We start from the raw sequence: 21,947 nt of genomic DNA on the forward strand, positions 1-21,947 counted from the left end.
TAGTCAGGGGGACGATTCCGATCCGAACCATCCCCCTAAATCCTCCGTGGGGGCAATCGTCTCGGGTTGCCCCTTCGCCCCTTAGTCAGGGGGACAGCTCAAAATTCATTTGACGCTTTCTATCGACTCCCGCTTCTCTATCAGCGGTTTTTCGGCGAGAATTTCACCGTCCGAACCCACCCAAACCTGGGAGGCTGCGGCAATTTTTCCGCCCCGCAAAACGGCGATCGCGAAATGTCGGCGTTTTTCGAGTCCGGTCCCCTGAATTCGCGGGACGCTGGCGGCATTGAGATAAACGGTATCGTGCTCGTCCACCTCCAAAGACGATCGCAGGCGGGTTTTGGTGTGGCGGAGGGTGTGGTGCATATGGCCGAAGGTGACGAGGGGAATCGTTTTTCCGAGGTCGCGGGTTTTTGCGATCGCCTCGGCAAAATCCGGGTCGCCGAAGTCCCCGCCCAGGGGCTTCCAATCCCGCCCGCAGGCCGATTCCGGGGTATCTCCCAACCCCGTCGGGCCGTTATGTCCCAAAAAAATAATTTGATTGTAAGCCGCCGTTTTCGCCGCCTCCACGATGCGATCGCGAGATTCGGCCAAGTCATTCACCCCGAACCATTCTCGGTAAAAGCTTTTATACCGCCACTCCGGACCCCCCCAACTGAAGGGGCGAGTCCCCACCACCGTCAGTCCCAACTCGGGAAAATCCCGCTTTCCATAGCCGACGTGGGCTTCCCCCAACAGGTCGATCTGATCCTGCACCCAATCTTCGGCGGCGCGATCGTAGGGGCACCGCTTCCGCCCCCAGTCCGTCATCGTGTACCAGGCATCGTGATTGCCAAACACCGCCGCCTTGGGGATATCCAGATCCGCGATCGCCCGGACGACTTCCACCGCCTCGTTGCCGAAATCCCCGACAAATAGGGCCAGATCCACCCCCAACTGTTTCAACGCCGCGCCGTCTTCCGGTTCCCACTGGTCGTGAACGTCTCCAATGACAGCAATTTTGACGGCCGTTTCCGGATTCAAACTCATGCGGTTCCTCTCGCCACTCCTTTTATAAGGATAAGGCAATGGGGAGTCGGGAGTCGGGAGTCGGGAGCAGAGGAAGCGGAGGGAGCGGAGGGAACGGAGGAAGCGGAGGGAGCGGAGGAAGTCGAGAAACAGGTTGAACAGCCAAACCGCTTGGGAATTAATTCCCAAGCTAATAGCCAAAATCATATTCAGATGATTGGGGAGATTTAGGGGGGGATAACCAGATCTGATATTAGTAAACAATAGAACTGAGTCCACTAGAGTGGACTTTAGCTATTAGCCTTGAAATTTATTTCAAGGCGGGTCTTCCTCAGCCCCCTCAGCCCCCCCTGCCTCCTCCGCCTCAACCGATGGCGGTTTCCCCCCCGACACTTTTGGTGAATTCAACTATAATTGTCACTACAGAGTAAAAACACCCAGTCAAGCCATGTTTGCAGCGACCTTAGACCGACAATCGAGCCGTGCCGAAACGCCGGACGACCTGTTCGAGGCGATCGCGACGTTGAAAAAAGACCTGAACGCGATCGTTTTGGCCCACTACTACCAAGATCCCGACATCCAGGACATCGCCGACTACATCGGGGACTCCCTCGGACTCTCCCGCAAAGCCGCCGAAACCGATGCCGAGGTCATCGTTTTTGCCGGGGTCCACTTCATGGCGGAAACGGCGAAAATCCTCAACCCCGACAAACAAGTTTTGCTTCCGGATCTCAACGCCGGGTGCTCCCTCGCCGATAGCTGCCCCCCCGACGCCTTCGCCGCTTTCAAAGCCGCCCACCCCGATCATTTGGTGGTGTCTTATATCAACTGCACCGCCGAAATTAAGGCGATGAGCGATATCATCTGCACCAGTTCCAACGCGGTGGATATTGTCAATCAAATTCCGCGCGATCGGCCGATCATTTTCGCCCCCGATCGCAACCTGGGCCGCTATGTAATGGCGGAAACGGGACGAGAAATGCTGCTTTGGGAGGGCGCTTGCATCGTCCACGAGAATTTTTCCGAAAAGAAAATCGTCCGACTCAAAGTCGAACACCCCGGCGCGGAAGTGATCGCCCATCCCGAGTGCGAACCCCCCGTTTTACGCCATGCCAACTACGTCGGCTCCACCACGGCTTTGTTAAAATACGCCAAACAGAGCCCGAATTCTTCCTTTATTGTGGCGACCGAACCGGGCATCATTCACCAAATGCAAAAAGAGGCATCCGGGAAAACCTTCATTCCCGCGCCACCGACGAACAGTTGCGCCTGCAATGAATGTCCCCATATGCGCCTGAATACGCTCGAAAAACTGTACTGGGCGATGAAAAATAGAGAGCCGGAAATTACGATGTCGGAAACGGTCAGGTCTGCTGCCCTGCGCCCGATTCAACGGATGTTGGAAATGAGTTAGGTGCGAGATGAATTGAGAGTCGAAATAGGTGAGTTATCTGTACCCAAGATAATTCCGGAAAATCCGGCTCACATCCCCCGAAAGATAGAGAAGCAAAAAAAAGCCTGATCTGGATACATTTCAACCTTTTTGGTCTATTCTCTATCTTCCTTCCTTTTTTCGCGTCAATGGAGCTGGGAAGGCACGGGCGCGAGAAGATTGGAAAATCGGGGAATTTTTTCTCATTTCCGAGGAATTTGGCACGGGGGCGGGCCAGGGAACCGCCCCGAGAAATGACAACTGCTGTAGGGGCGCAAGGCTTGCGCCCCGCATCCGATGCCGAGAATATCAATCCTCCGGTTCAATTCCAGCCGCCCGCAGTTGGGCGATCAGTCGTTCGGCGCGATCGCGTTCTTGTTGCACCTGTTCCGTACCCCACAAGAGTAAATTCCCCTGTTCGTCCCACCAACGCAACCAGTAACCGTCTCGGTTTTGCCGCGTCCCTTGCCAGACGCCCAAGAAAAGCTGCATTTCCGGGAGCCAAAATCGGTTGTTTTCGTCGGGAGATGCCAACTTATAGCGTTTATTTTCGCCGAGGCGATAGAGTTCCAACGTGCCGGTTTCCAAGTTAAAAATACCGTAACTCGGGATTTGCAAAATTCGCTCGTAGAAGAGGAATTTGCCGGGAGGATAGGTTTCTTTGATCGAGTATTCTTCCCCCGGCGTATCCGATAAAAATTCCAGCGCCACCATCGGGATTTCACCCTGAAGTTGGGGGGTATAACTGCGGACAACTTCGGTGCGATCGACGGTAATTCGGGGGATAAAAGCCCAATCGGGCGCTTTCACCACGGTTTTGCCGTCAACCGTGGCACAAATGCCGTAGTTGGTCGGAGTGAGGGCGGTTTCGGGCAGTCGGCCGGCGACTTGCAAGCTTTCAGTTAAAGCCGCGGCGAGGGCGGGTTGATTGATATTGTCCACGGGATCATCGGGGAGTTTAAAATCATCGGGTAACTTTTCCCATGTAACGTTGTAAGTTGGGGGAGTTGCTAACATGATGATTCGTCGAATTATTGCACTCCAATTCTAACTCAAAATTGAGGCGGGGGGATTTCCATTTCAGATATCGGACGGGGAGTCCGCGAATCGGGGGGACTTTTCACAAGTTGGAGGCTTGTGCTATTCTATTGGCTGAAAGTCCGATCCGAACGATCCCCCTAAATCCCCCTTAAGAAGGGGGACTTTGATACGATCCCCCTCAATCCCCCTTTTCAAGGGGGACTTTGAGGCCGAAGCGGTTTTCGATCTGATGAGAGCCGAACGATCCCCCTAAATCCCCCTTAAAAAGGGGGACTTTAGCCCCAAACTGTACTCCGCCAGCTTGAGAAACTCTAGATCTAAATTTCCGACAATAAATCGTTAAATCCCGACATCTTCAAAATCCTATGACTGTCTCCCCCAGTGCATCTGAATCGCCATCCCCCAACACCGACTACCGACAGCTCGATCGCGACAAACTGTCGGAAATGATGCAGCGTTACATCGACGTAAAATATCAATATCCCCACGCTTTACTGTTTTTTAGAGTCGGGGATTTCTTCGAGTGTTTTTTCCAAGATGCCGTCACCATTTCTCAAGAATTGGAACTGGTGCAGACCACGAAATCCGCCGGTAAAGAAATCGGCCGGGTGCCGATGACGGGGGTTCCCTTCGAGCACGTCTACCGCTACAGCAATATGTTGCTAGAAAAGGGCTATTCGGTGGTAATTTGCGACCAGGTGGAAGATGCGGCGATCGCGGCGAAGGAACGGCGGCAGGTGCGGCGGGAAATCACCCGAATTCTCACCCCCGGAACCCTGACGGACGACGAAATGTTGCGGGGCCGGCAGAACAATTATTTGGCGGCGGCCGTCATCGCCGGGGACCATTGGGGACTCGCCTACGCGGACATTTCCACGGGGGAATTCCTCGCCACCCAGTCCAAAAACTTGGAACATTTGACCCAGGAATTGATGCGGTTGCAGCCCTCGGAAGTGCTATTTCCCACCAACGCCCCCGACTTGGGGCGGATGCTGCGTCCGGGGGAAACCAGCCAGAGTTTGCCGGAGTGCCTGCCGGAGTGTTTTTGCTATTCTTTGCGATCGCAACTTCCCTTCACTTTGGGAGAGGCGAAATCCCGCATTTTGGAAGAATTCCAACTGCGATCGCTCGAAGGCGTCGGCTGCGAACACCTGCCCCTGGCGGTGCGGGCGGCGGGGGGATTATTGGAATATTTGGAAGAAACCCAAAAGGAAAATCCGGTGCCCTTGCAGTGCCTCCACAGCTACACGATCACCGATTATCTGATTCTCGACCACCAGAGCCGCCGCAACTTGGAAATTACCCAAACCGTCCGGGACGGGACGCTGCACGGTTCGTTACTGTGGGCGATCGATAAAACCGCCACGGCGATGGGAAGCCGCGCCCTGCGTCGCTGGCTGCTTCAACCCCTGTTAAATCTCAAAGGTATCCGCGCCCGCCACGACACCATTCAAGAACTGGTGGAAAATGCCGAATTGCGGCAGGATTTACAACAGCTATTGCGGCAAATTTACGACCTGGAACGCCTCACCGGGCGGGCGGGAAACGGCACGGCAAACGCCCGAGATTTGGTCGCCCTGGCGGATTCCCTCTCGAAATTGCCCGCACTGTCTAACCTGGCGATGTCGGCAAAATCTCCCTATTTGAAAGCCCTGCAAAAAGTTCCCCCGACGCTGGAAGAATTGGCGACAAAAATTAACAGTTGCCTCGTCGAATCGCCGCCCATCCATTTGAAAGAAGGGGGATTAATTCGCTCCGGAGTCGATCCGCAACTCGACGAAATGCACGCGCTGGCGGCGGGCGATCGCGAGTGGATTGCCAACTTGGAAGTGCAGGAACGGGAACGGACGGGCATCCCCACGTTGAAGGTCGGTTTTAACAAAACCTTCGGCTATTATATCAGCATCACGCGATCGAAATCCGACCAGGCGCCGGACGATTATATCCGCAAACAAACCCTCACGAATGAGGAGCGTTACATCACCCCGGAATTGAAGGAACGGGAGGCGCGAATTCTGACGGCAAAAGAGGATTTGAATCAACTGGAATACGAGATTTTTGCCCGGTTGCGATCGCAAGTGGGGGAACACACGGATTCGATCCGGGATATCTCTCGGGCGATCGCCGCGATCGATGTTTTGTGCGGGTTTGCGGAAATCGCCGTTTATCAGGGTTACTGCCGCCCCGAGATGGTCAACGGCCGAGAAATTCGCATTATCGAAGGGCGGCATCCGGTGGTTGAAAAGTCGCTGCCGGCGGGATTTTTTGTTCCCAATACCGCCCAACTCGGTAGCCGGGAGGAGGGCGACAATTCCGCACCGTCCCACCCGGATTTGATTATTTTAACCGGACCGAATGCCAGCGGAAAAAGTTGTTATTTGCGGCAGGTTGGGTTGATCCAATTGTTGGCACAGACGGGCAGTTTCGTCCCGGCAACTTCGGCGAGGTTAAGTATCTGCGATCGCATTTTTACCCGCGTGGGGGCCGTGGACGACCTGGCGACGGGTCAATCGACGTTCATGGTGGAGATGAACGAAACGGCGAATATCCTCAACCACGCCACCCCGAAATCCCTGGTTTTGTTGGACGAAATCGGCCGGGGGACGGCGACATTTGACGGCTTGTCGATCGCGTGGTCTGTGGCGGAATATCTGGCGACGGCGATCGCGGCGAGGACGATTTTTGCCACCCATTACCACGAGTTGAACGAACTGGCTTCGATTCTGGAAAACGTCGCCAACTACCAGGTGACGGTGAAGGAATTGCCCGATAAAATTATCTTTTTGCACCAGGTGCAGCCGGGGGGTGCGGATAAATCCTACGGCATCGAGGCGGGGCGGCTGGCGGGGTTGCCGGACGTGGTGATTCGGCGGGCAAAACAGGTGATGAAACAGATCGAAAAACACAGCAAAATCGCGATCGGTTTGCGGAAGGGAATTCAGAAGCAAAAACCGAAAGATAGCGCGATCGGGCAGTTGGATATTTTTGAGGATGATATTTGAATCTAAAAAATAATATCACACCCGGTTGAATGCCCGGAACACAACGGGTTGGATATCGAGTCCGCTTGGGAATTAATTCCCGAGGGCGCAAGCCAGGGGCCCCTACAAGCTCAAATCCTCGCTTCGTGGATTGGGGAGTTTGTTTTGAGTCATCTTGAGATGACTTTTGCTATGAGCCTTGAAATTTATTTCAAGGCGGGTCTAAAATTGACAGATCTGTCCGAACCGCTCTGGCAGTTGCTATAAATATCTTAGTAGTTGATGCTAAAACGGCAGAGGTTCAACAATGGATACCATAACTCGCGGCGATCGCCAAATCTTCCCCCCAGCACGATGTCGCAACCGGGCAACAATGTCACAATAGAAAATCGATGTTGACTCAGCGGTAAAGATTCATGGACGTTTATCGACTCCCGGCCCTCTCCGACAACTATATTTTTCTCCTCCACGACACCGAACGAAATCAGGCGGCGGTGGTCGATCCCGCCGAAAGCCGCCCCGTCCTCCGCAAGTTGAAGGAACTCGGCGCCGAACTCGTCGCCATTTTCAACACCCACCACCACTCGGACCACGTTGGGGGAAACCGCGATTTGATGCAAAAATTCCCCAACCTGACGGTTTACGGCGGCGCGGAAGATCGCAACCGCATCCCCGGACAGGAAGTCTACCTGCAAGAAGGCGATCGCGTGGAATTTGCCGATCGCACCGCCGAAGTCTTCTACATCCCCGGCCACACCCTCGGCCACATCGCCTACTATTTCCCCCCCACCGACACCGAAGGCGGCGAATTGTTCTGCGGCGACACCCTATTTGCGGGGGGATGCGGGCGCCTGTTTGAAGGAACCCCGGCCCAGATGGTCGATTCCCTCTCCAAACTGCGATCGCTCCCCGACGACACCCGCTTCTGGTGCGCCCACGAATACACCCTCAAAAACCTGAAATTCGCCCTCACCGTCGATGAAAATAACCCGAAATTGCGCGATCGCTTTGAACAGGTGAAATCTGCCCGCGATCGCGACGAAGCCACCGTCCCCTCCTCCATCGGCATCGAAAAGCAAACCAACCCCTTCTTCGGTTGGGACCGCCCCGAGTTACAGTCTGCGGTCCAAGGCAAAGATGCCGTCCAAACCTTCTCCCGCCTGCGGGGAATGAAAGATCGCTTCTGACACCCAATGTAGGGGCGCAAGGCTTGCGCCCTCCCCCGAACCGGCATCCCCCGAACCGGCATCCCCGAACCGGCATCCCCCGAACCGGCATCCCCGAACCGGCATCCCCCGAACCGGCATCCCCCGAACCGGCATCCCCCGAACTTACAGAAGATATTGCAGAGGGCGAATGCCATAGATATTGCAGAGGGCGAATGCCATAGATATTGCAGAGGGCGAATGCCATTCGCCCCTACATTCACCTCCGCCTTATTGCAATCTCGCCACTTCTGTCGTTATGATAGAGTGTTTGGGATAAAAATTTATCAGGAACCATTATGTCAAAGCGGATTCAAGTCGTTCTGACCAAGGATGTCAGCAAATTGGGACGGGAAGGCGATCTCGTCGATGTGGCGCCCGGTTACGCCCGGAACTATTTGCTCCCCCACAGTTTCGCGGTGCGGGCCACCCCCGGCGTGCTCAAGCAGGTGGAACGGCGCAGGGAAGAGGAACGGCAGCGGTTGATCGAACTGAAAAAAGAGGCCGAAGCCCAGAAAACGGCCCTGGAAACCGTCGGCCGCTTTACCATTTCCAAGCAGGCTGGTGAAGGCGAGGCTATCTTCGGAACCGTCACCGCCAGCGAGCTCGCCGAAGCCATTCAGGCGGCCACCGGCAAAGAAGTCGATCGCCGGGAAATCACCCTTCCGGACATCAGCAAAACCGGCTTTTACAAAGCACAAATTAAGCTGCACCCGGAAGTTACCGCAGAAGTGGAAGTTCACGTGGTCGGAAAATAGCATAAATGTTTCGGGAATAATTATTAACTATTAATTGTTAATTATTAATTATTCCCGACTCCCTAATACCGACTCCCGACTCCCAATTTTCCTATGGCTGACAATCTCCCAATTTCACCGTCCGATCGCCTGCCGCCCCAAAATATCGAGGCGGAGGAGGCGATTTTGGGGGGGATTCTCCTCGATCCGGAGGCGATTTCTCGGGTGGCGGAACTGCTCAGACCGGAGCATTTCGCGATCGCCGCCCACCAGACCATTTATCGGGCGGCCCTGGCGCTACACTTGCAGGGGAAACCCACGGATTTGATGACCGTCACCAGTTGGCTGGCGGACCAAAAGCAACTGGATTCGGCCGGGGGTCAGATGAAGTTGGCGCAACTGGTCGATCGCACGGTTTCTGCGGTGAATATCGACCAATATTCCCTGTTGGCGATCGACAAGTTTATCCGCCGTCGCCTGATTCAGGCGGGGAATGAAATCGCCCAGTTGGGATATCAGACGGCGACGGATTTGGACGTGATTCTAGATCAGGCGGAACAGCGGGTTTTCAACGTCACCCAAGTTCAGCCGAAACAGGATTTGGTTTCCATTTCGGAAACGTTGATCAATACTTTTCAGGACATTGAAGACCGCAGCGAAGGCATCGCCCTCCCCGGCATCCCCTGCGGTTTTTACGATTTGGACGCGATGACGGGGGGATTTCAACGGTCGGATTTAATTATTGTGGCGGGGCGTCCGTCGATGGGAAAAACTAGCTTTGCGGTGGCGATCGGACACAGTATCGCCAAGATGCAAAAGTTGGGAATTGCGGTGTTTAGCTTGGAGATGTCCAAGGAACAATTGGTGCAGCGGCTGCTGTCGAGTGAGGCGAGAATTGAGAGTAACCGATTGCGATCGGGGCGCATCAGCCAAGCGGAGTGGGAACCGCTGACGGAGGCGATCGGAAACTTGTCGGAATTGCCCGTTTTTATCGACGATACCCCCAACGTTACCGTCACCGAAATGCGATCGAAAGCGCGGCGGTTGCAGGCGGAACAGGGGGGCGCGTTGGGGTTGGTTTTGATCGATTATTTGCAGTTGATGGAGGGGGGAAATCCGGACAACCGGGTGCAGGAATTGTCACGAATTACGCGATCGCTCAAAGGGTTGGCGCGGGAACTCAACGTCCCGGTGATCGCCCTGTCTCAGTTGAGTCGCGGCGTGGAATCCCGGACAAATAAGCGCCCGATGATGTCGGATTTGAGAGAATCCGGCTGTTTGTCGGGGGATAGTTTAGTCACCCTCGCCGACAGTGGCTTGCAAGTTCCCATGCGGGAATTGGTCGGCAAATCGGGCTTTTCGGTTTGGGCCGTGAATGAAGCGACCATGAAGTTGGAAAAGGCGACAGTTCGGCGCGTTTTTCCGACCGGAATCAAGCCGATATTTTGTTTGAAAACTCGTTTGGGTCGCACCATAAAAGCGACGGGAAATCATCAATTTTTGACGGTTCGGGGTTGGCAACGTTTGGATCAGTTGAGCGCGGGTTCTCGGATCGCTTTACCCAGATGTTTGCCGAGTTCGGACGGGCGATCGATGAGTGATAATGTCAGCCGCGAACGAGCCACAAAATTGGCTCAAATTGTCAACTCGCGTCAAATCGCTGGTCTGGCAGAAAGTGATATTTATTGGGATGAAATTTGCGCGATCGCACCCGCCGGAGAAACGGAAGTTTACGATCTGACCGTTCCGGGGTTACATAATTTTGTGGCAAATAATATCATCGTCCACAACTCCATCGAACAAGACGCCGACATGGTGATCATGCTCTATCGCGACGATTATTATAACCCCGATTCCCCCGATCGCGGCATCACGGAAATCATCATCACCAAACACCGCAACGGCCCCACCGGCACCGTCAAATTATTGTTCGACCCCCAATATACCACCTTCCGAAATCTCGCCACCGGCAGACATTAAAACCGATTTCGTATTCTCCCCCCTACCTCCCCCCTTACAAAGGGGGGCGGGGGGGATGGGGGTTGGGGGGGATCTCTGTCTTTATTGAGGAGCGGCGATCCCCCATTATCCCCCTTCAAAAGGGGGACTTTGAGAACACAATTTATAAAGATTTATATTAAAATAAAAACCGCGATCGCACCCACCCAGTCCAACCATCAAAAACCGATGTCCGATTCCACCATCACCCTGAAAGTCAACGGAGAACCCCAAAGCTGCCCCCCAGACACCCCCCTGCCCGCATTTTTGGAAAAAATGGGGCTCAATCCCCGTTTGGTCGCCGTGGAGTACAACGGGGAAATTCTGCACCGCCAATACTGGGACGCCACCACCATGCAAACCGGCGACGTGCTCGAAATCGTCACCATCGTCGGCGGCGGCTAGACGGGGAGGGCCTGGCGGGGTTTGAACGTCTCCACCTGGCGGAGTTTTTCGTACAACTCCCGCTCCTGGGACGTCACCTGCTTGGGCACCACGATCTCAATTTCCACCAACTGATCGCCGCGATCGCCATTTCCGTTCGGATACCCCTTATTCGCCAACCGCAGCCGCTGGCCGGACGTCACCCCCGCCGGGAGCCTCATCTTCACCCAACCGTCCAGGGTGGGCACCTCGATATCGCCCCCCAACGTCGCCTCGCTCGGCGTCACCGGCACGCGACAGATGATGTCCGATCGCTCCAACTGAAAAAACTCGTGGGGCTCCACCACAATTTTCAGGAACAGGTCCCCCCCCTGAATGCCCAAATTTCTGAGGCGAATCCGCTGTCCCGTCACCATTCCCGGCGGCATATTCACCTCCAGCGATCGCCCGTCCTCCAGGCGAATCCGCTCCGTCCCCCCCGTGTAGGCTTTCTCCAGCGGCAGCGTCAACCTCGCCTCGATATCCCGTCGGGGTTGCGTCGGCACCCGCTGCACGGTTTTGCGGCTGGGGCGGTAGGGGTCCGAAGACGTCACGCGGGGGGTATCCGCGCTCACCGTCCGCACCTCCCGGCGGCGTCCGAGAAGCTGATCGACGAAGGTGTTGAAATCGGCGTAGTCGCCAAAATCCACCGGTTTGGTCTGGGTCTGGGTTGGGGCGCGGCCGGCCACCCGGGAACCCCAGGTTTTGATCCCCGCCATCGGCGATCCTTTCTTGCCGCCGAATCCCTTCTGTTTCCAGAATTGGCTGTACTCGTCGTACTGCGATCGCTTCTCCGGGTCGGACAGAATATTATAGGCCTCGCCGATATCCTTGAACTTCTCCTCGGCTTCCTTGTCGCCGGGGTTTAAATCGGGGTGGTACTGTCTCGCCAACCTCCGGTAGACCTTTTTAATCTCCTCGACGGAGGCATCTCTGGAAACCCCTAAAATTTGATAGTAATTCCGAAAGTTTTGCATCAGCGGTCAGTGTAGTAGGGCAGGCAACAGGGAACAGGCAATAGGCAATAGGGGAGGGGATGGGGAATGGGGAAAATTTCATTTTTCACTTTTCACTTTTCACTTTCCCCATCTCCCAATTTAACGTCTAGAGCCAATCGTCATCGTCATCGTCCCAATCACTGCTCTGCTGGGGATAGTAGGGGCGCCCGGGACGGCCGGTTCCCACGCCGTCGTAGGGGGAATAGCGCCCCGGCGCCACCTCGTAGGGATCGACCCGGCGCCGCTCGGTGCCCCCGAAGGTGCGGCGGATGGAGCCGAACAGGTCGTCTTCATCCTCCTCCTGGGCGAACAGCGACACCTCCCGACTCAAATCGTACAGGGCATCCTGGAGGTCGGAACTCGCCCGGTCGATGCCGCGATCGTCGTTCCGCTCCAAACTGTCCCGCAGGGCTCGAATTAAGGTTTCGATGCGGCCCCGCTGCCGTTGGGCGAACTGCATCCCGTAGTCCAGGGCAACTTCCCTCAGTTGCCGTTCCGCCTGGTAGGTGAGGGCTTGGGCGCGGTTGCGCTTTTCCACCCGCTCCCGCTGCAGGCGATCCTGGTCGGCGAACTCTTCGGCCTCCCGGATCATCTGGTTCACCTCGTCCGGGGACAGGGTAGAAGCGCCCTGGATGGTGATGCTCTGTTCCCGGCCCGTGGTTTTGTCCAGGGCCGTCACCAACAAAATCCCGTTGGCGTCGATATCGAAGGCGACCTGAACTTGGGGCACCCCCCTCGGTGCCGGGGGAATTCCCGTCAGTTTGAACCGGCCGAGGGATTTGTTGTCCTTCGCCAGTTCCCGCTCCCCCTGGAGGACGTGGATTTCCACCAGGGTCTGGTTGTTCTCCGAGGTGGAGAAAATGTCCGATCGCCGCACCGGGATCGTCGTATTGCGGGGGATCAGTTTTTTCATTACCCCGCCGATGGTTTCCAACCCCACCGAAAGCGGCGTGACATCGAGTAAGAGAATGTCGCGGACTTCCCCGCCCAGAATACCGGCCTGGATGGCCGCGCCCACGGCCACCACCTCGTCCGGGTTGACCCCCTGATTCGGTTCGCGATCGATGAGCGATCGCACCAACTGCTGGACGATGGGTATCCGGGTCGAACCCCCCACCAACACCACCTCGTCAATTTGGACGGGGGAAATCTGGGCGTCGGCCAGAGCCCGCTTCACCGGGCGCCGCAACCGCTGGATCAAATCCCCGCACAGCCCCTCGAACTCCCCCCGGGTGAGGCGGGTTTCCAGGTGTTTCGGGCCCTCCTCGTCCGCGGCGATGAAGGGCAGGTTGATGTCCGTCACCCCCACCCCGGACAGTTCGATTTTGGCTTTCTCGGCCGCTTCCGTGAGGCGTTGCAGGGCTTGGCGATCGCGCCGCAGGTCGAGTCCCTCTTCCTGCAAAAACTTCTCCGCCAGCCAGTCCACGATCTTCTGGTCGAAATCGTTCCCCCCCAGTTGGGTGTCGCCGCTGGTGGCTTTCACTTCAAACACCCCGTCCCCCACTTCCAGGATCGAGACGTCGAAGGTTCCCCCCCCCAAGTCGAACACCAAAATCGTCCCGAAATCCTGCTTTTCCAACCCGTAAGCCAGGGAAGCCGCCGTCGGTTCGTTGAGGATGCGCTTCACCTCCAACCCGGCGATGCGTCCGGCGTCGCGGGTAGCCTGCCGCTGGGAGTCGTTAAAATAGGCGGGAACCGTGATCACCGCCCCCGTGATTTCTTCCCCCAGATAGCGACTCGCCTCCTCCGCCAGCTTCCGCAGCACCATCGCCGAAATCTCTTCCGGGGCGAAATCCCGCTTCAGCCGGGGGCATTTGAGTTTGATGTTTCCCGTGTCGTCCCGGCGGATGGTGTAGGGGACCCGCTTCGAGGCCGGGTTGAGCTCGGCGTACTTGCACCCCATCAGTCGCTTGACGTTGTAATAGGTATTTTGGGGGTTGAGCACGGCCTGCCGCCTAGCCATCTGTCCGACAATCCGCTCCCCCTCTTTGGTGAAGCCAACGACGGAGGGGGTCGTCCGCATCCCTTCGGAATTGGCGATCACGACGGGCTTGCCCCCCTCCATGATCGCTACCACAGAGTTGGTCGTCCCCAGGTCAATGCCGACTACTCTACCCATTCGTTGGTGTTCTCCTTACTCTTTTTGATGTGGCTAGATCTTTCAATAATTTTATCGTCTGACATCCTCGACGCCCCAAAGGTGCGGGGATCGCTACCTCATCCATTGAATGTAACAAGATGTAACGTATAATGAGAACGAAATACAAGCAAGTCATAAAGGGTTGTCAATGCGAGTTGCGATCGCCGGGGCGGGTTTGGCCGGCCTCAGTTGCGCCAAATATCTAACGGATCTGGGTTATACGCCCATCGTCCTGGAACGCCGGGACGTCCTCGGCGGCAAGGTCGCCGCCTGGAAAGATGAGGACGGGGACTGGTACGAAACCGGACTGCACATCTTCTTCGGGGCCTATCCCAATATGTTGCAGTTGTTCAAAGAACTCGACATCGAGGACCGGCTGCAGTGGAAAGAACACACGATGATTTTCAACCAGCCGGACCATCCGGGAACCTATTCTCGATTTGACTTTCCCGACCTCCCGGCCCCCATCAACGGCATCATTGCGATTCTCCGCAACAACGATATGCTCACCTGGCCGGAGAAAATTCGCTTCGGTTTGGGCTTGATTCCGGCTATGATCAAGGGTCAGAAATACGTCGAGGAGATGGATAAATATTCCTTCTCGGAGTGGCTCAAACGCCAGAACGTGCCGCCCCGGGTGGAAACGGAGGTGTTCATCGCCATGTCCAAGGCTTTGAATTTTATCGGACCCGACGAGATCTCCTCCACGGTGATTTTGACGGCCCTGAATCGCTTCCTGCAGGAGAAGAACGGCTCGAAGATGGCGTTTTTGGACGGATCTCCGACGGAGCGATTGTGTCAGCCCTTGGTAGACTATATTACGGAGCGCGGTGGACAGGTGCGGTTGAATGCGCCCGTCCGGGAGTTCCTGTTGAACGACGACGGCAGCGTCCGGGGATTCCGGATTCCGGGGCGCCATGGCGAACCGGAGGAGGAGTTGACGGCGGATGTTTATGTATCGGCGATGCCGGTCGATCCCCTGAAGCTGATGCTGCCCGATTCGTGGCGGGAAATGGACTATTTCAAGCAACTTGAGGGTTTGGAAGGGGTCCCGGTGATCAACGTCCATTTGTGGTTCGATCGCAAGTTGACGGACATCGACCACCTGCTGTTTTCGCGATCGCCACTGCTGAGTGTCTACGCGGACATGAGCAACACCTGCCGGGAGTACGCCAACCCGGACCGCTCGATGTTGGAGTTGGTTTTGGCCCCGGCTCAGGATTGGATCGGCAAGTCGGACGCGGACATTGTGGCGGCGACGATGGCGGAATTGGAGCAACTGTTCCCCGAGGAGTTCCCCCACCGCGCCCAACTGCTGAAATCCCATGTGGTGAAAACGCCGCGATCGGTGTACAAAGCCACTCCCGGCCGCCAAGCCTGCCGCCCCGACCAAAGGACACCCATCCCCAATTTTTACCTGAGCGGAGACTACACCATGCAACGCTATCTGGCGAGTATGGAGGGTGCCGTACTTTCTGGTAAGCTGACAGCACGAGCGATCGAACGGGATTCAAAGACCGGCCGCGATCCGAAGCTGTCAGACCCGTCTGAAGCGGAAAACGGACAATCCCCCGTCACGGTTTCCGAACTCCCGACCCCCGTCAAGCAGTAGCTTGAGGACGATGGCTGATAGCTGAGGGCTGAAAAAAAAACGAATGCTGCAACTCTCTAAATCCCCCCGCATGAGAACTCAGGCAACCCGGTCAGATTCCTACGAACTCTGTCGTCAAATTACCGCCGAGTACGCCAAGACGTTTTACTTGGGAACTCAGATCATGCCCGAGGCGAAGCGTCGGGCGATTTGGGCGATTTACGTCTGGTGCCGTCGCACGGACGAACTGGTGGACGGCCCGATGGCGGCTTCGACGACGGACGAGACCCTCGATCGCTGGGAAGAACACCTGGAATCGATTTTCGCCGGAAACCCCATCGACGAGGTGGATGTGGCCCTGGTGGATACCCTGAGCAGATTTCCCCTCGACATCCAGCCGTTCCGGGACATGATCGCTGGCCAGCGGATGGACCTGTACCGGAGCCGCTACAGGACTTTCGAGGAATTGAAGCTGTACTGCTACCGGGTGGCGGGGACGGTGGGTTTGATGTCGATGGCGGTGATGGGGACGGCCGAGCCTGACCCGAGCCCCTGGAACCGCGATCGCCCCCCGTACTGTCCCAAAGAGGAAGCGATCGCCCTGGGAATCGCCAACCAACTCACCAATATTTTGCGGGATGTGGGGGAAGATGCCCGCCGGGGACGGATTTACCTGCCCTTGGATGACCTGGCGTTGTTCGATTACACGGAGGCGGATTTGCTCAACGGCGTGGTGGACGACCGCTGGCGGGAGTTGATGCGCTTCCAAATTCAGCGATCGCGCAAATTTTACGCCCGGGCGGAGCGGGGGATCGCTTCCCTGAACCCGGACATCCGCTGGCCGGTGTGGACGGCTCTGATGCTCTACAGCCAAATTCTCGACGAAATCGAGCGCAACCAATACGATGTCTTCACCAAGCGGGCTTACGTCCCCACCTGGAAGAAGATGGCCTGTCTCCCCGTCGCCCTGCTGCGGGCGAAAGTCCTTTAAGTTGGGGTGTGGGGTGGGTTCGGTGGGGTGTGGGGATTTGAGATTTGAGATTTGAGATTCCCCCCGGTTCGGAAATTCCCTATTCCCTATTCCCGACTCCCTAGGACCGACTCCCTCAAAATAGACAGACCCGGCACCGATTTTAAAAGTGCCGGGTCTGTTTGGTTAAATGGAGAAAAAATTGGGCGGGGGATTAAGAATTGCTCGTTTGGGCGGAGAGCATTTGCTTGAGTTTTTCTAAGTCGCTGGCCCAGCGGGGATCGGGTTGGATGGAACCCGAATCGCCGGAGGGGGAGGAAGAACTGCCCGCGCTGCGGTTGGATTTTTTCCGGTTCTTGCCGCCACCGCTGGAACTGCTCTTTCCGACGGGGGCGACGGAGCGATTTTCCTCCTCGGATTCCCCTTTACTTTTCTTGCGGGGTTGTGCCCGCTCGATTTTCAGGGCGTTTTCCCCGAACATGACACCATTGTATTTCTCGACGATTTGATCGGCTTGATCGTCACTTTGGACGGTGACGAAGCCGAAGCCCCGGCACTTGCCCGTTTTGCGATCCGTGATCACTTTCGCCGAGATGGATTCGCCTTCCTCTGCAAACACGGCTTGCAAATCTTTGCGATCGAGTTCTTTTGGCAAATTTCCGACATAAAGGCGAACAGACATTGATGATACCTCCAGTAAGTAACTGTAATATTTGGGTTGAAAAATCCTGTTAAATCAGGTCATCTTAAAAAAAGCACAATTAAACTCAGGCTGACTTGACAACGCCAATTGCCTGCGACTCGTTTCCGCTTGGGCTGTTTGCAAATTACCATCGTCTTCGACCCAAAAATAACGTCTCAAGTTGGCTTTGAATCGGAGTCGCAAACATGGAAAAGATTGATCTGGGAAATTGTCGCGTAAAGTTTGAGTCATGCTTCAAAACTGACTGCTATAGATTTTGACATCACTCTTGCCGAGTTCCAATTTGAATGCTTCTATAGCCAAGATCGTCAAAAGAAGTGTCAAAGGACTTCAACTTCGGAACAATGAAATGCTTCTTCAAGTTTAGTACGGTTGGGGCAACAAAACAAAAAATTTTGCAGAACGATTAATTTGTCTCGTAACTATTCAAGTGAGAGAACGGTGACAACCGAACTGCGGCGCTATCTAGTCATCCCAAAAAGAACGGTAAGAACAGACCATCCTCTAAGATACCACAACCTAGCGCACATTCCTAGCAGTTGACCGAAACAAATTTCCGTCTTCCCTGTGGATGACAGGAGTCTCGGCCGTTACCCCGCAAGCGATCGTGCTTTCCGCCATGAAGTCAGCAATCTTGTTAAATTCTATTTTTCAATGTAAACAAATGTAACACCGTCGGGACAAAATGTAAACCCTCGCCGGGAAACATTACGATCGCATCCGGCATCAAAACCCCCCCCGGGAAATCAAACTCGCCCCCCACAGGGCGATCGCGATCGCCAGAATCACCGACCACAGGGGATGTCCGCCGTAGAGTTCCAGCCGTTTCTCGACGCTTTGCAACCGTTCCACGTCGATCCAGGGGGTCGCCCCCCGCCGCCACCACCCCGTCACTTTCACCGGACGCCCGATCAGATCCTTGGGGTGGGGAGATTTCAACCAGAAGTTAGCGAGGGGGGTAAATGGGGGGACGTAGTGGAGGCGGACCAAACCGCCGGCGGTTTTCAAGATCAGATCCTGACCCATAATATTGTCGATTCCCCCCCGTCCGATCAACTCGCCCTGTACACAAATCGGTTTGGAGTCGATGGGGAGGGTTCGGGGATCGCAAAATAACTCCCGCAGGTCCGGATCGATCGCCGTTTTCGCCGGTTTGATTTCGGGAAAAAAGGCGTTATTCCGCAAAAAGATCCCCAAACTGCAGCCGATGGGAATGCAACCGTACAAAATCCACCGATCCCCGAACAGCCATTCCAACTGCCAGAATCCGATCAGCCCGAAGATCGCCCCCATCAGCCAAACCGCCAAGCCGATGGCCACTCCGGCGGGGAGTCCGAAATAGGGGGCGCCCTGGATCGCCAATTTTTCGCGATCGCCCCGAGATTTCGACGGGGCGGGACTTTCCAGATTCAACTCCTGATCCAATTTCCAGAATTGGGCGTAGTAGGAGAGGATCAATAAGCGATCGCCCAAAGCCGGGTGGGAATTGGGGATCTCCAACCATTTGCGGTGGGGATTTTGCAGATCCCATATGAATAAGGACTCAAAATCTCCCCCTCTCGCCAGACTTCCCAAAGTCATCGCCTGCCGGTATCCCACCGGAGTCAACAGATCGAACCCCTCCAATAGGGTATCGGTTTTGCCCTCCGCCGCGATCGCTGCGGCCATTCCCACCGCCATTTTAGACAATGCCCGGGTCAGGCCGTTGGGATTGCCCGTCAAATTGCAGGCGAGGCGATCGTTATAGTACACCCGGCGCCGAGACACCCACAGGGCCGGAAATCGCAGAATTTGATAAATCCCGTAGGCTGCGGCGGAGATGGGAAACGCCAGAAAGCGGAAAATTTTAGCGGGGGGTTTTAAAAGCGACGGGGCGAAATCCGGAACCCAGCGGGGGAGTGAGTCCCTTTGGAGGCGATCGAAATCGTTTTCGCCCCAATCGGCGAACTGACAATAAATCAAATAGGGAATTTGAGTCAACACCGTCGCGAAAGACATCGCCAAAAAATCCCAATTTCCCACCGAAGCGATTTCGCGGGCGTAGATGGCGGCGAGCTCGTCTTCCGTCAGGGTGTCGAGTAACCCCTGGCTGACACAAATGCGGACGAACCGGGGCCAGCATCCGTAGGTCATGGCGATGGGGGCGGCGGTGGGCAACACCCGCAGGGCTGGAAATTTCCAGTTTCGGTTTCGGCAGTAAGTCTGCAAAATGCGGCTGGCTTCCTGGGAGGATTGTAACAGTTGGGTGCGGGGAAAAACCTGTTGGCCGTAACAGAATTTGAGCAATGCATCCAACAGCCAGGGGGAGGCGACAAATAAGATTCCCAAGGTTAGATAAACCCACCGGCTCGGGTCGCGATAAAAAAACTGGATCGGTTTGACAAAGGGCAGTTGTCTCAAGATATGGTTGGTGGTTTCCAAGAGAAATTCCACCAGGCGGGGACTCAGCCACAGCAATACGAAAACGGTGAGGAATTGTTCGATCCGAAATCGGGTCAATTTCAGTTTGCCCAGACGTCGCCATCCGATCGCGGCCCGTCCCGCCTGTTTCCACTCGTGTCGGGGTGGGGTAACGTCGGCGACAGGGGGCTGGGGTTCGGATTCCACCGTTTCGGCGGGGGCGGGTTCTTCCTCCGTCGTCGGGGGGGCGAATGTGGGCTGTCCCTGCTGTTTTTGGAGTCGGACGTAGACGGGCGGATTTTCGTCTGTTTTGGGTGGTGTCGGTGTCGGTTTCGGGGGGGGTGGGGGGGGTTGGCGGTTGGCGGTGGATTCGACTTTGGGGGGTTGGAGGGTGGGATCGAAGGGGACGAAGCCGGTGGAGACTGGGGGTTGGCGGCGGCGGAGTTGTTCGAGGATTTGGGTGGCCCGGGTTCTGACTTTTTCGGATGGGTGGCGGGTGAGGGTTTCGCACAGGGCGATCGCCCGATCGCTCTGTCCGGCGCGATCGTAGGCTTTGACCAGTGCCATTTTAGCTTTCAACCGGGCGGTGTGATCGGGTTGGGATGCGGCGACGGGCTCCAACAGTGCGATCGCCTGCCGGTATTGCTTCTGTTTGAGGGCAGCCAACCCCCGTTCCAGGGGGGAAGAATCGGAACCGCGATCGGGGGTGGATGGCATGGGCGTTCCCTCATTCAACCTTCCTTCTAAGATACCCCAGGCGGTCGGAGATATTGCGATGGGGGATTGGGTGGGGATGGGATGGGGAATATCTGGGACAACCGTATCAGGTTGCCATCGATCGGGAGTCGGGGGGAATCTAAAATCTAAAATTCAACAACCCGATGGCACAATATCAGGGGACACCGTTGATGGAAAGAGGAGCCGGACGGACGTGAAATTGGCGATTCTCGGGGGACCCGGAGCCGGAAAGGGAACCCAGGCGAAAATACTGTGCGGCTACCTGGAGATCCCCTGTGTGGATATGGGTCAGATCCTGCGACGGGCGATCGCATCCGGGACGGAGTTGGGACGCCAAGCCGAGCCCTACGTCGAAAAGGGGGAACTGGTTCCGGATGAAATTCTGATTCAATTTGTTCGCGATCGCCTTCTGGAGCCGGATGTCAGCAACGGATGGCTCCTCGACGGCTATCCCCGCACGGCTTTTCAGGCGGAAGAGTTGGATTTTCTGTTGGAAGATTTGGGACAAAAACTGCGGTGGGCGATTTATCTGAATGTCTCGGATGATGTCTTGATGACCCGTTCTTTGAAGCGATCGCGGGCCGACGACACCCCACAAATTATCCGGCGCCGCATCGAAGTGTTTCACCAGCGCACCGTCCCCATACTAGAATATTACGAGCCTCGGGGGCATCTGCTCGATATTAACGGCGATCACCCGCCGGAACAGGTTTCTCAAGATATCCTCGATGTCCTCGTCCGGCAGTAGCGGCCCACCTTGAGGTGATAAAAGATCATGTCCTGGCAACGTCCCGATGGCAGAGAGCCCCAACAATTGCGTCCGGTTGCGTTTGAACTCGATTATACGAAGTTTGCCGCCGCTTCGGTTCTGACCAAGTGTGGCAACACCCAAGTGCTGTGTACGGTGACGATACAGCCCGGAGTGCCGCGGTTTTTGCAGGACTCGGGACGGGGGTGGCTGACGGCGGAATATCGGATGCTGCCGGGGGCGACTCCCCAACGGCAGTCCCGGGAGTTGATGAAATTGTCGGGGCGGACCCAGGAAATTCAACGCCTGATCGGGCGGAGTTTGCGGGCGGCGGTGGATCTGGAGGCGATGGGAGAAATGACTGCGATTGTAGACGCGGATGTTCTCCAGGCGGACGCGGGAACCCGGACAACTTCAATTACTGGCGGGTTTGTCGCCCTCGCTCATGCGTTTGACAAGATGGTGAAACGGGGGGAATTGGAGCGATCGCCCATCCGCCACCAGATCGCGGCGATTTCGGTGGGACTCATGGAGGGGGAGGCGTTGCTCGATCTCAACTACGAGGAAGACGTGGCGGCGGACCTCGATTTTAATGTGGTGATGCGGGACGATCTGGGGATGATCGAGTTGCAGGGGACGGCGGAGGCGGAGAGTTTCAGCCGCGCCGAGTTGAACAAGATATTGGACTGCGCCCAAAAGGGCATCCTAGAATTGTGCGAATTGCAACGCCGCGCTTTGGCGGATACCTGAACCGGGGGGCTGCGATCGGCCGGGGTGTGGGCAAAAGTCGCGATCGCATTTAAGATTGAAAAGAAAGCCCCCTTAAAAAGGGGT

Annotated in this window: 16 protein-coding genes; 10 read left to right on the plus strand and 6 right to left on the minus strand. The window is 56.1% G+C overall.

Annotated elements, in window-relative coordinates; all coding sequences use genetic code 11:
• Nucleotides 1-105: 105 nt before the first annotated feature.
• Complete coding sequence (locus LKE08_RS28660) at nucleotides 106-1,029, minus strand: TIGR04168 family protein (protein ID WP_324707737.1); 924 nt, start codon at nucleotides 1,027-1,029, stop codon at nucleotides 106-108.
• 427 nt (nucleotides 1,030-1,456) lie between these two features.
• On the opposite strand from LKE08_RS28660, the gene nadA reads away from it, so the two are divergent.
• Nucleotides 1,457-2,422, plus strand: a complete 966-nt coding sequence (gene nadA, locus LKE08_RS28665) for a quinolinate synthase NadA (protein ID WP_324707714.1) — start codon at nucleotides 1,457-1,459, stop codon at nucleotides 2,420-2,422.
• Nucleotides 2,423-2,749: 327 nt separating this feature from the next.
• On the opposite strand, the gene LKE08_RS28670 is transcribed toward nadA, so the two are convergent.
• Complete coding sequence (locus tag LKE08_RS28670) at nucleotides 2,750-3,457, minus strand: Uma2 family endonuclease (RefSeq protein WP_324707715.1); 708 nt, start codon at nucleotides 3,455-3,457, stop codon at nucleotides 2,750-2,752.
• 389 nt (nucleotides 3,458-3,846) lie between these two features.
• On the opposite strand from LKE08_RS28670, the gene mutS reads away from it, so the two are divergent.
• From mutS to thiS, 5 genes are all read left to right on the plus strand, one after another.
• Nucleotides 3,847-6,483 (plus strand): DNA mismatch repair protein MutS, encoded by a 2,637-nt coding sequence (gene mutS, locus LKE08_RS28675; protein WP_324707716.1) that lies wholly within the window; start codon nucleotides 3,847-3,849, stop codon nucleotides 6,481-6,483.
• 395 nt (nucleotides 6,484-6,878) lie between these two features.
• A complete protein-coding gene (gloB, locus tag LKE08_RS28680; protein WP_324707717.1) occupies nucleotides 6,879-7,649 on the plus strand; it encodes a hydroxyacylglutathione hydrolase in 771 nt (256 codons plus the stop codon).
• Nucleotides 7,650-7,966: 317 nt separating this feature from the next.
• Entirely contained in the window at nucleotides 7,967-8,425 is a 459-nt protein-coding gene (gene rplI, locus LKE08_RS28685; RefSeq protein WP_324707718.1) for a 50S ribosomal protein L9, read from the plus strand.
• Nucleotides 8,426-8,518: 93 nt separating this feature from the next.
• Nucleotides 8,519-10,384, plus strand: coding sequence for a replicative DNA helicase (dnaB, locus tag LKE08_RS28690; RefSeq protein WP_324707719.1), 1,866 nt, complete (start codon nucleotides 8,519-8,521; stop codon nucleotides 10,382-10,384).
• A 207-nt stretch (nucleotides 10,385-10,591) separates the two neighbouring features.
• Nucleotides 10,592-10,807, plus strand: a complete 216-nt coding sequence (thiS, locus tag LKE08_RS28695) for a sulfur carrier protein ThiS (protein WP_324707720.1) — start codon at nucleotides 10,592-10,594, stop codon at nucleotides 10,805-10,807.
• Here thiS and LKE08_RS28700 read toward each other — a convergent pair.
• Nucleotides 10,804-11,802: a J domain-containing protein gene (locus LKE08_RS28700; protein WP_324707721.1), complete on the minus strand. Its 999-nt coding sequence runs from the start codon at nucleotides 11,800-11,802 to the stop codon at nucleotides 10,804-10,806. The genes thiS and LKE08_RS28700 overlap by 4 nt on opposite strands.
• 127 nt (nucleotides 11,803-11,929) lie before the next feature.
• Nucleotides 11,930-13,942, minus strand: a complete 2,013-nt coding sequence (gene dnaK, locus LKE08_RS28705) for a molecular chaperone DnaK (RefSeq protein ID WP_324707722.1) — start codon at nucleotides 13,940-13,942, stop codon at nucleotides 11,930-11,932.
• Nucleotides 13,943-14,111: 169 nt separating this feature from the next.
• Here dnaK and pds point away from each other — a divergent pair, with 169 nt between their 5' ends.
• Together pds and crtB are read left to right on the plus strand one after the other, a co-directional pair.
• On the plus strand, nucleotides 14,112-15,575 hold the full coding sequence (gene pds, locus LKE08_RS28710) for a 15-cis-phytoene desaturase (RefSeq protein ID WP_324707723.1): 1,464 nt from the start codon (nucleotides 14,112-14,114) through the stop codon (nucleotides 15,573-15,575).
• A 43-nt stretch (nucleotides 15,576-15,618) separates the two neighbouring features.
• Nucleotides 15,619-16,545 (plus strand): 15-cis-phytoene synthase CrtB, encoded by a 927-nt coding sequence (gene crtB / locus LKE08_RS28715; protein ID WP_324707724.1) that lies wholly within the window; start codon nucleotides 15,619-15,621, stop codon nucleotides 16,543-16,545.
• Between the two features lie 193 nt (nucleotides 16,546-16,738).
• Here the strand turns inward: crtB and LKE08_RS28720 are convergent, their stop codons facing one another.
• Nucleotides 16,739-17,206 (minus strand): RNA-binding protein, encoded by a 468-nt coding sequence (locus LKE08_RS28720; RefSeq protein WP_324707725.1) that lies wholly within the window; start codon nucleotides 17,204-17,206, stop codon nucleotides 16,739-16,741.
• A gap of 747 nt (nucleotides 17,207-17,953) precedes the next feature.
• Nucleotides 17,954-20,344 (minus strand): zinc metalloprotease HtpX, encoded by a 2,391-nt coding sequence (locus LKE08_RS28725; protein ID WP_324707726.1) that lies wholly within the window; start codon nucleotides 20,342-20,344, stop codon nucleotides 17,954-17,956.
• Between the two features lie 214 nt (nucleotides 20,345-20,558).
• On the opposite strand from LKE08_RS28725, the gene LKE08_RS28730 reads away from it, so the two are divergent.
• On the plus strand, nucleotides 20,559-21,113 hold the full coding sequence (locus tag LKE08_RS28730; RefSeq protein WP_324707727.1) for an adenylate kinase: 555 nt from the start codon (nucleotides 20,559-20,561) through the stop codon (nucleotides 21,111-21,113).
• Between the two features lie 27 nt (nucleotides 21,114-21,140).
• Nucleotides 21,141-21,863, plus strand: a complete 723-nt coding sequence (gene rph, locus LKE08_RS28735; protein WP_324707728.1) for a ribonuclease PH — start codon at nucleotides 21,141-21,143, stop codon at nucleotides 21,861-21,863.
• The last annotated feature ends 84 nt before the right edge of the window (nucleotides 21,864-21,947 follow it).

It is taken from the genome of Lyngbya sp. CCY1209, from assembly GCF_035615495.1.
Taxonomy (GTDB): domain Bacteria; phylum Cyanobacteriota; class Cyanobacteriia; order Cyanobacteriales; family Microcoleaceae; genus Limnospira.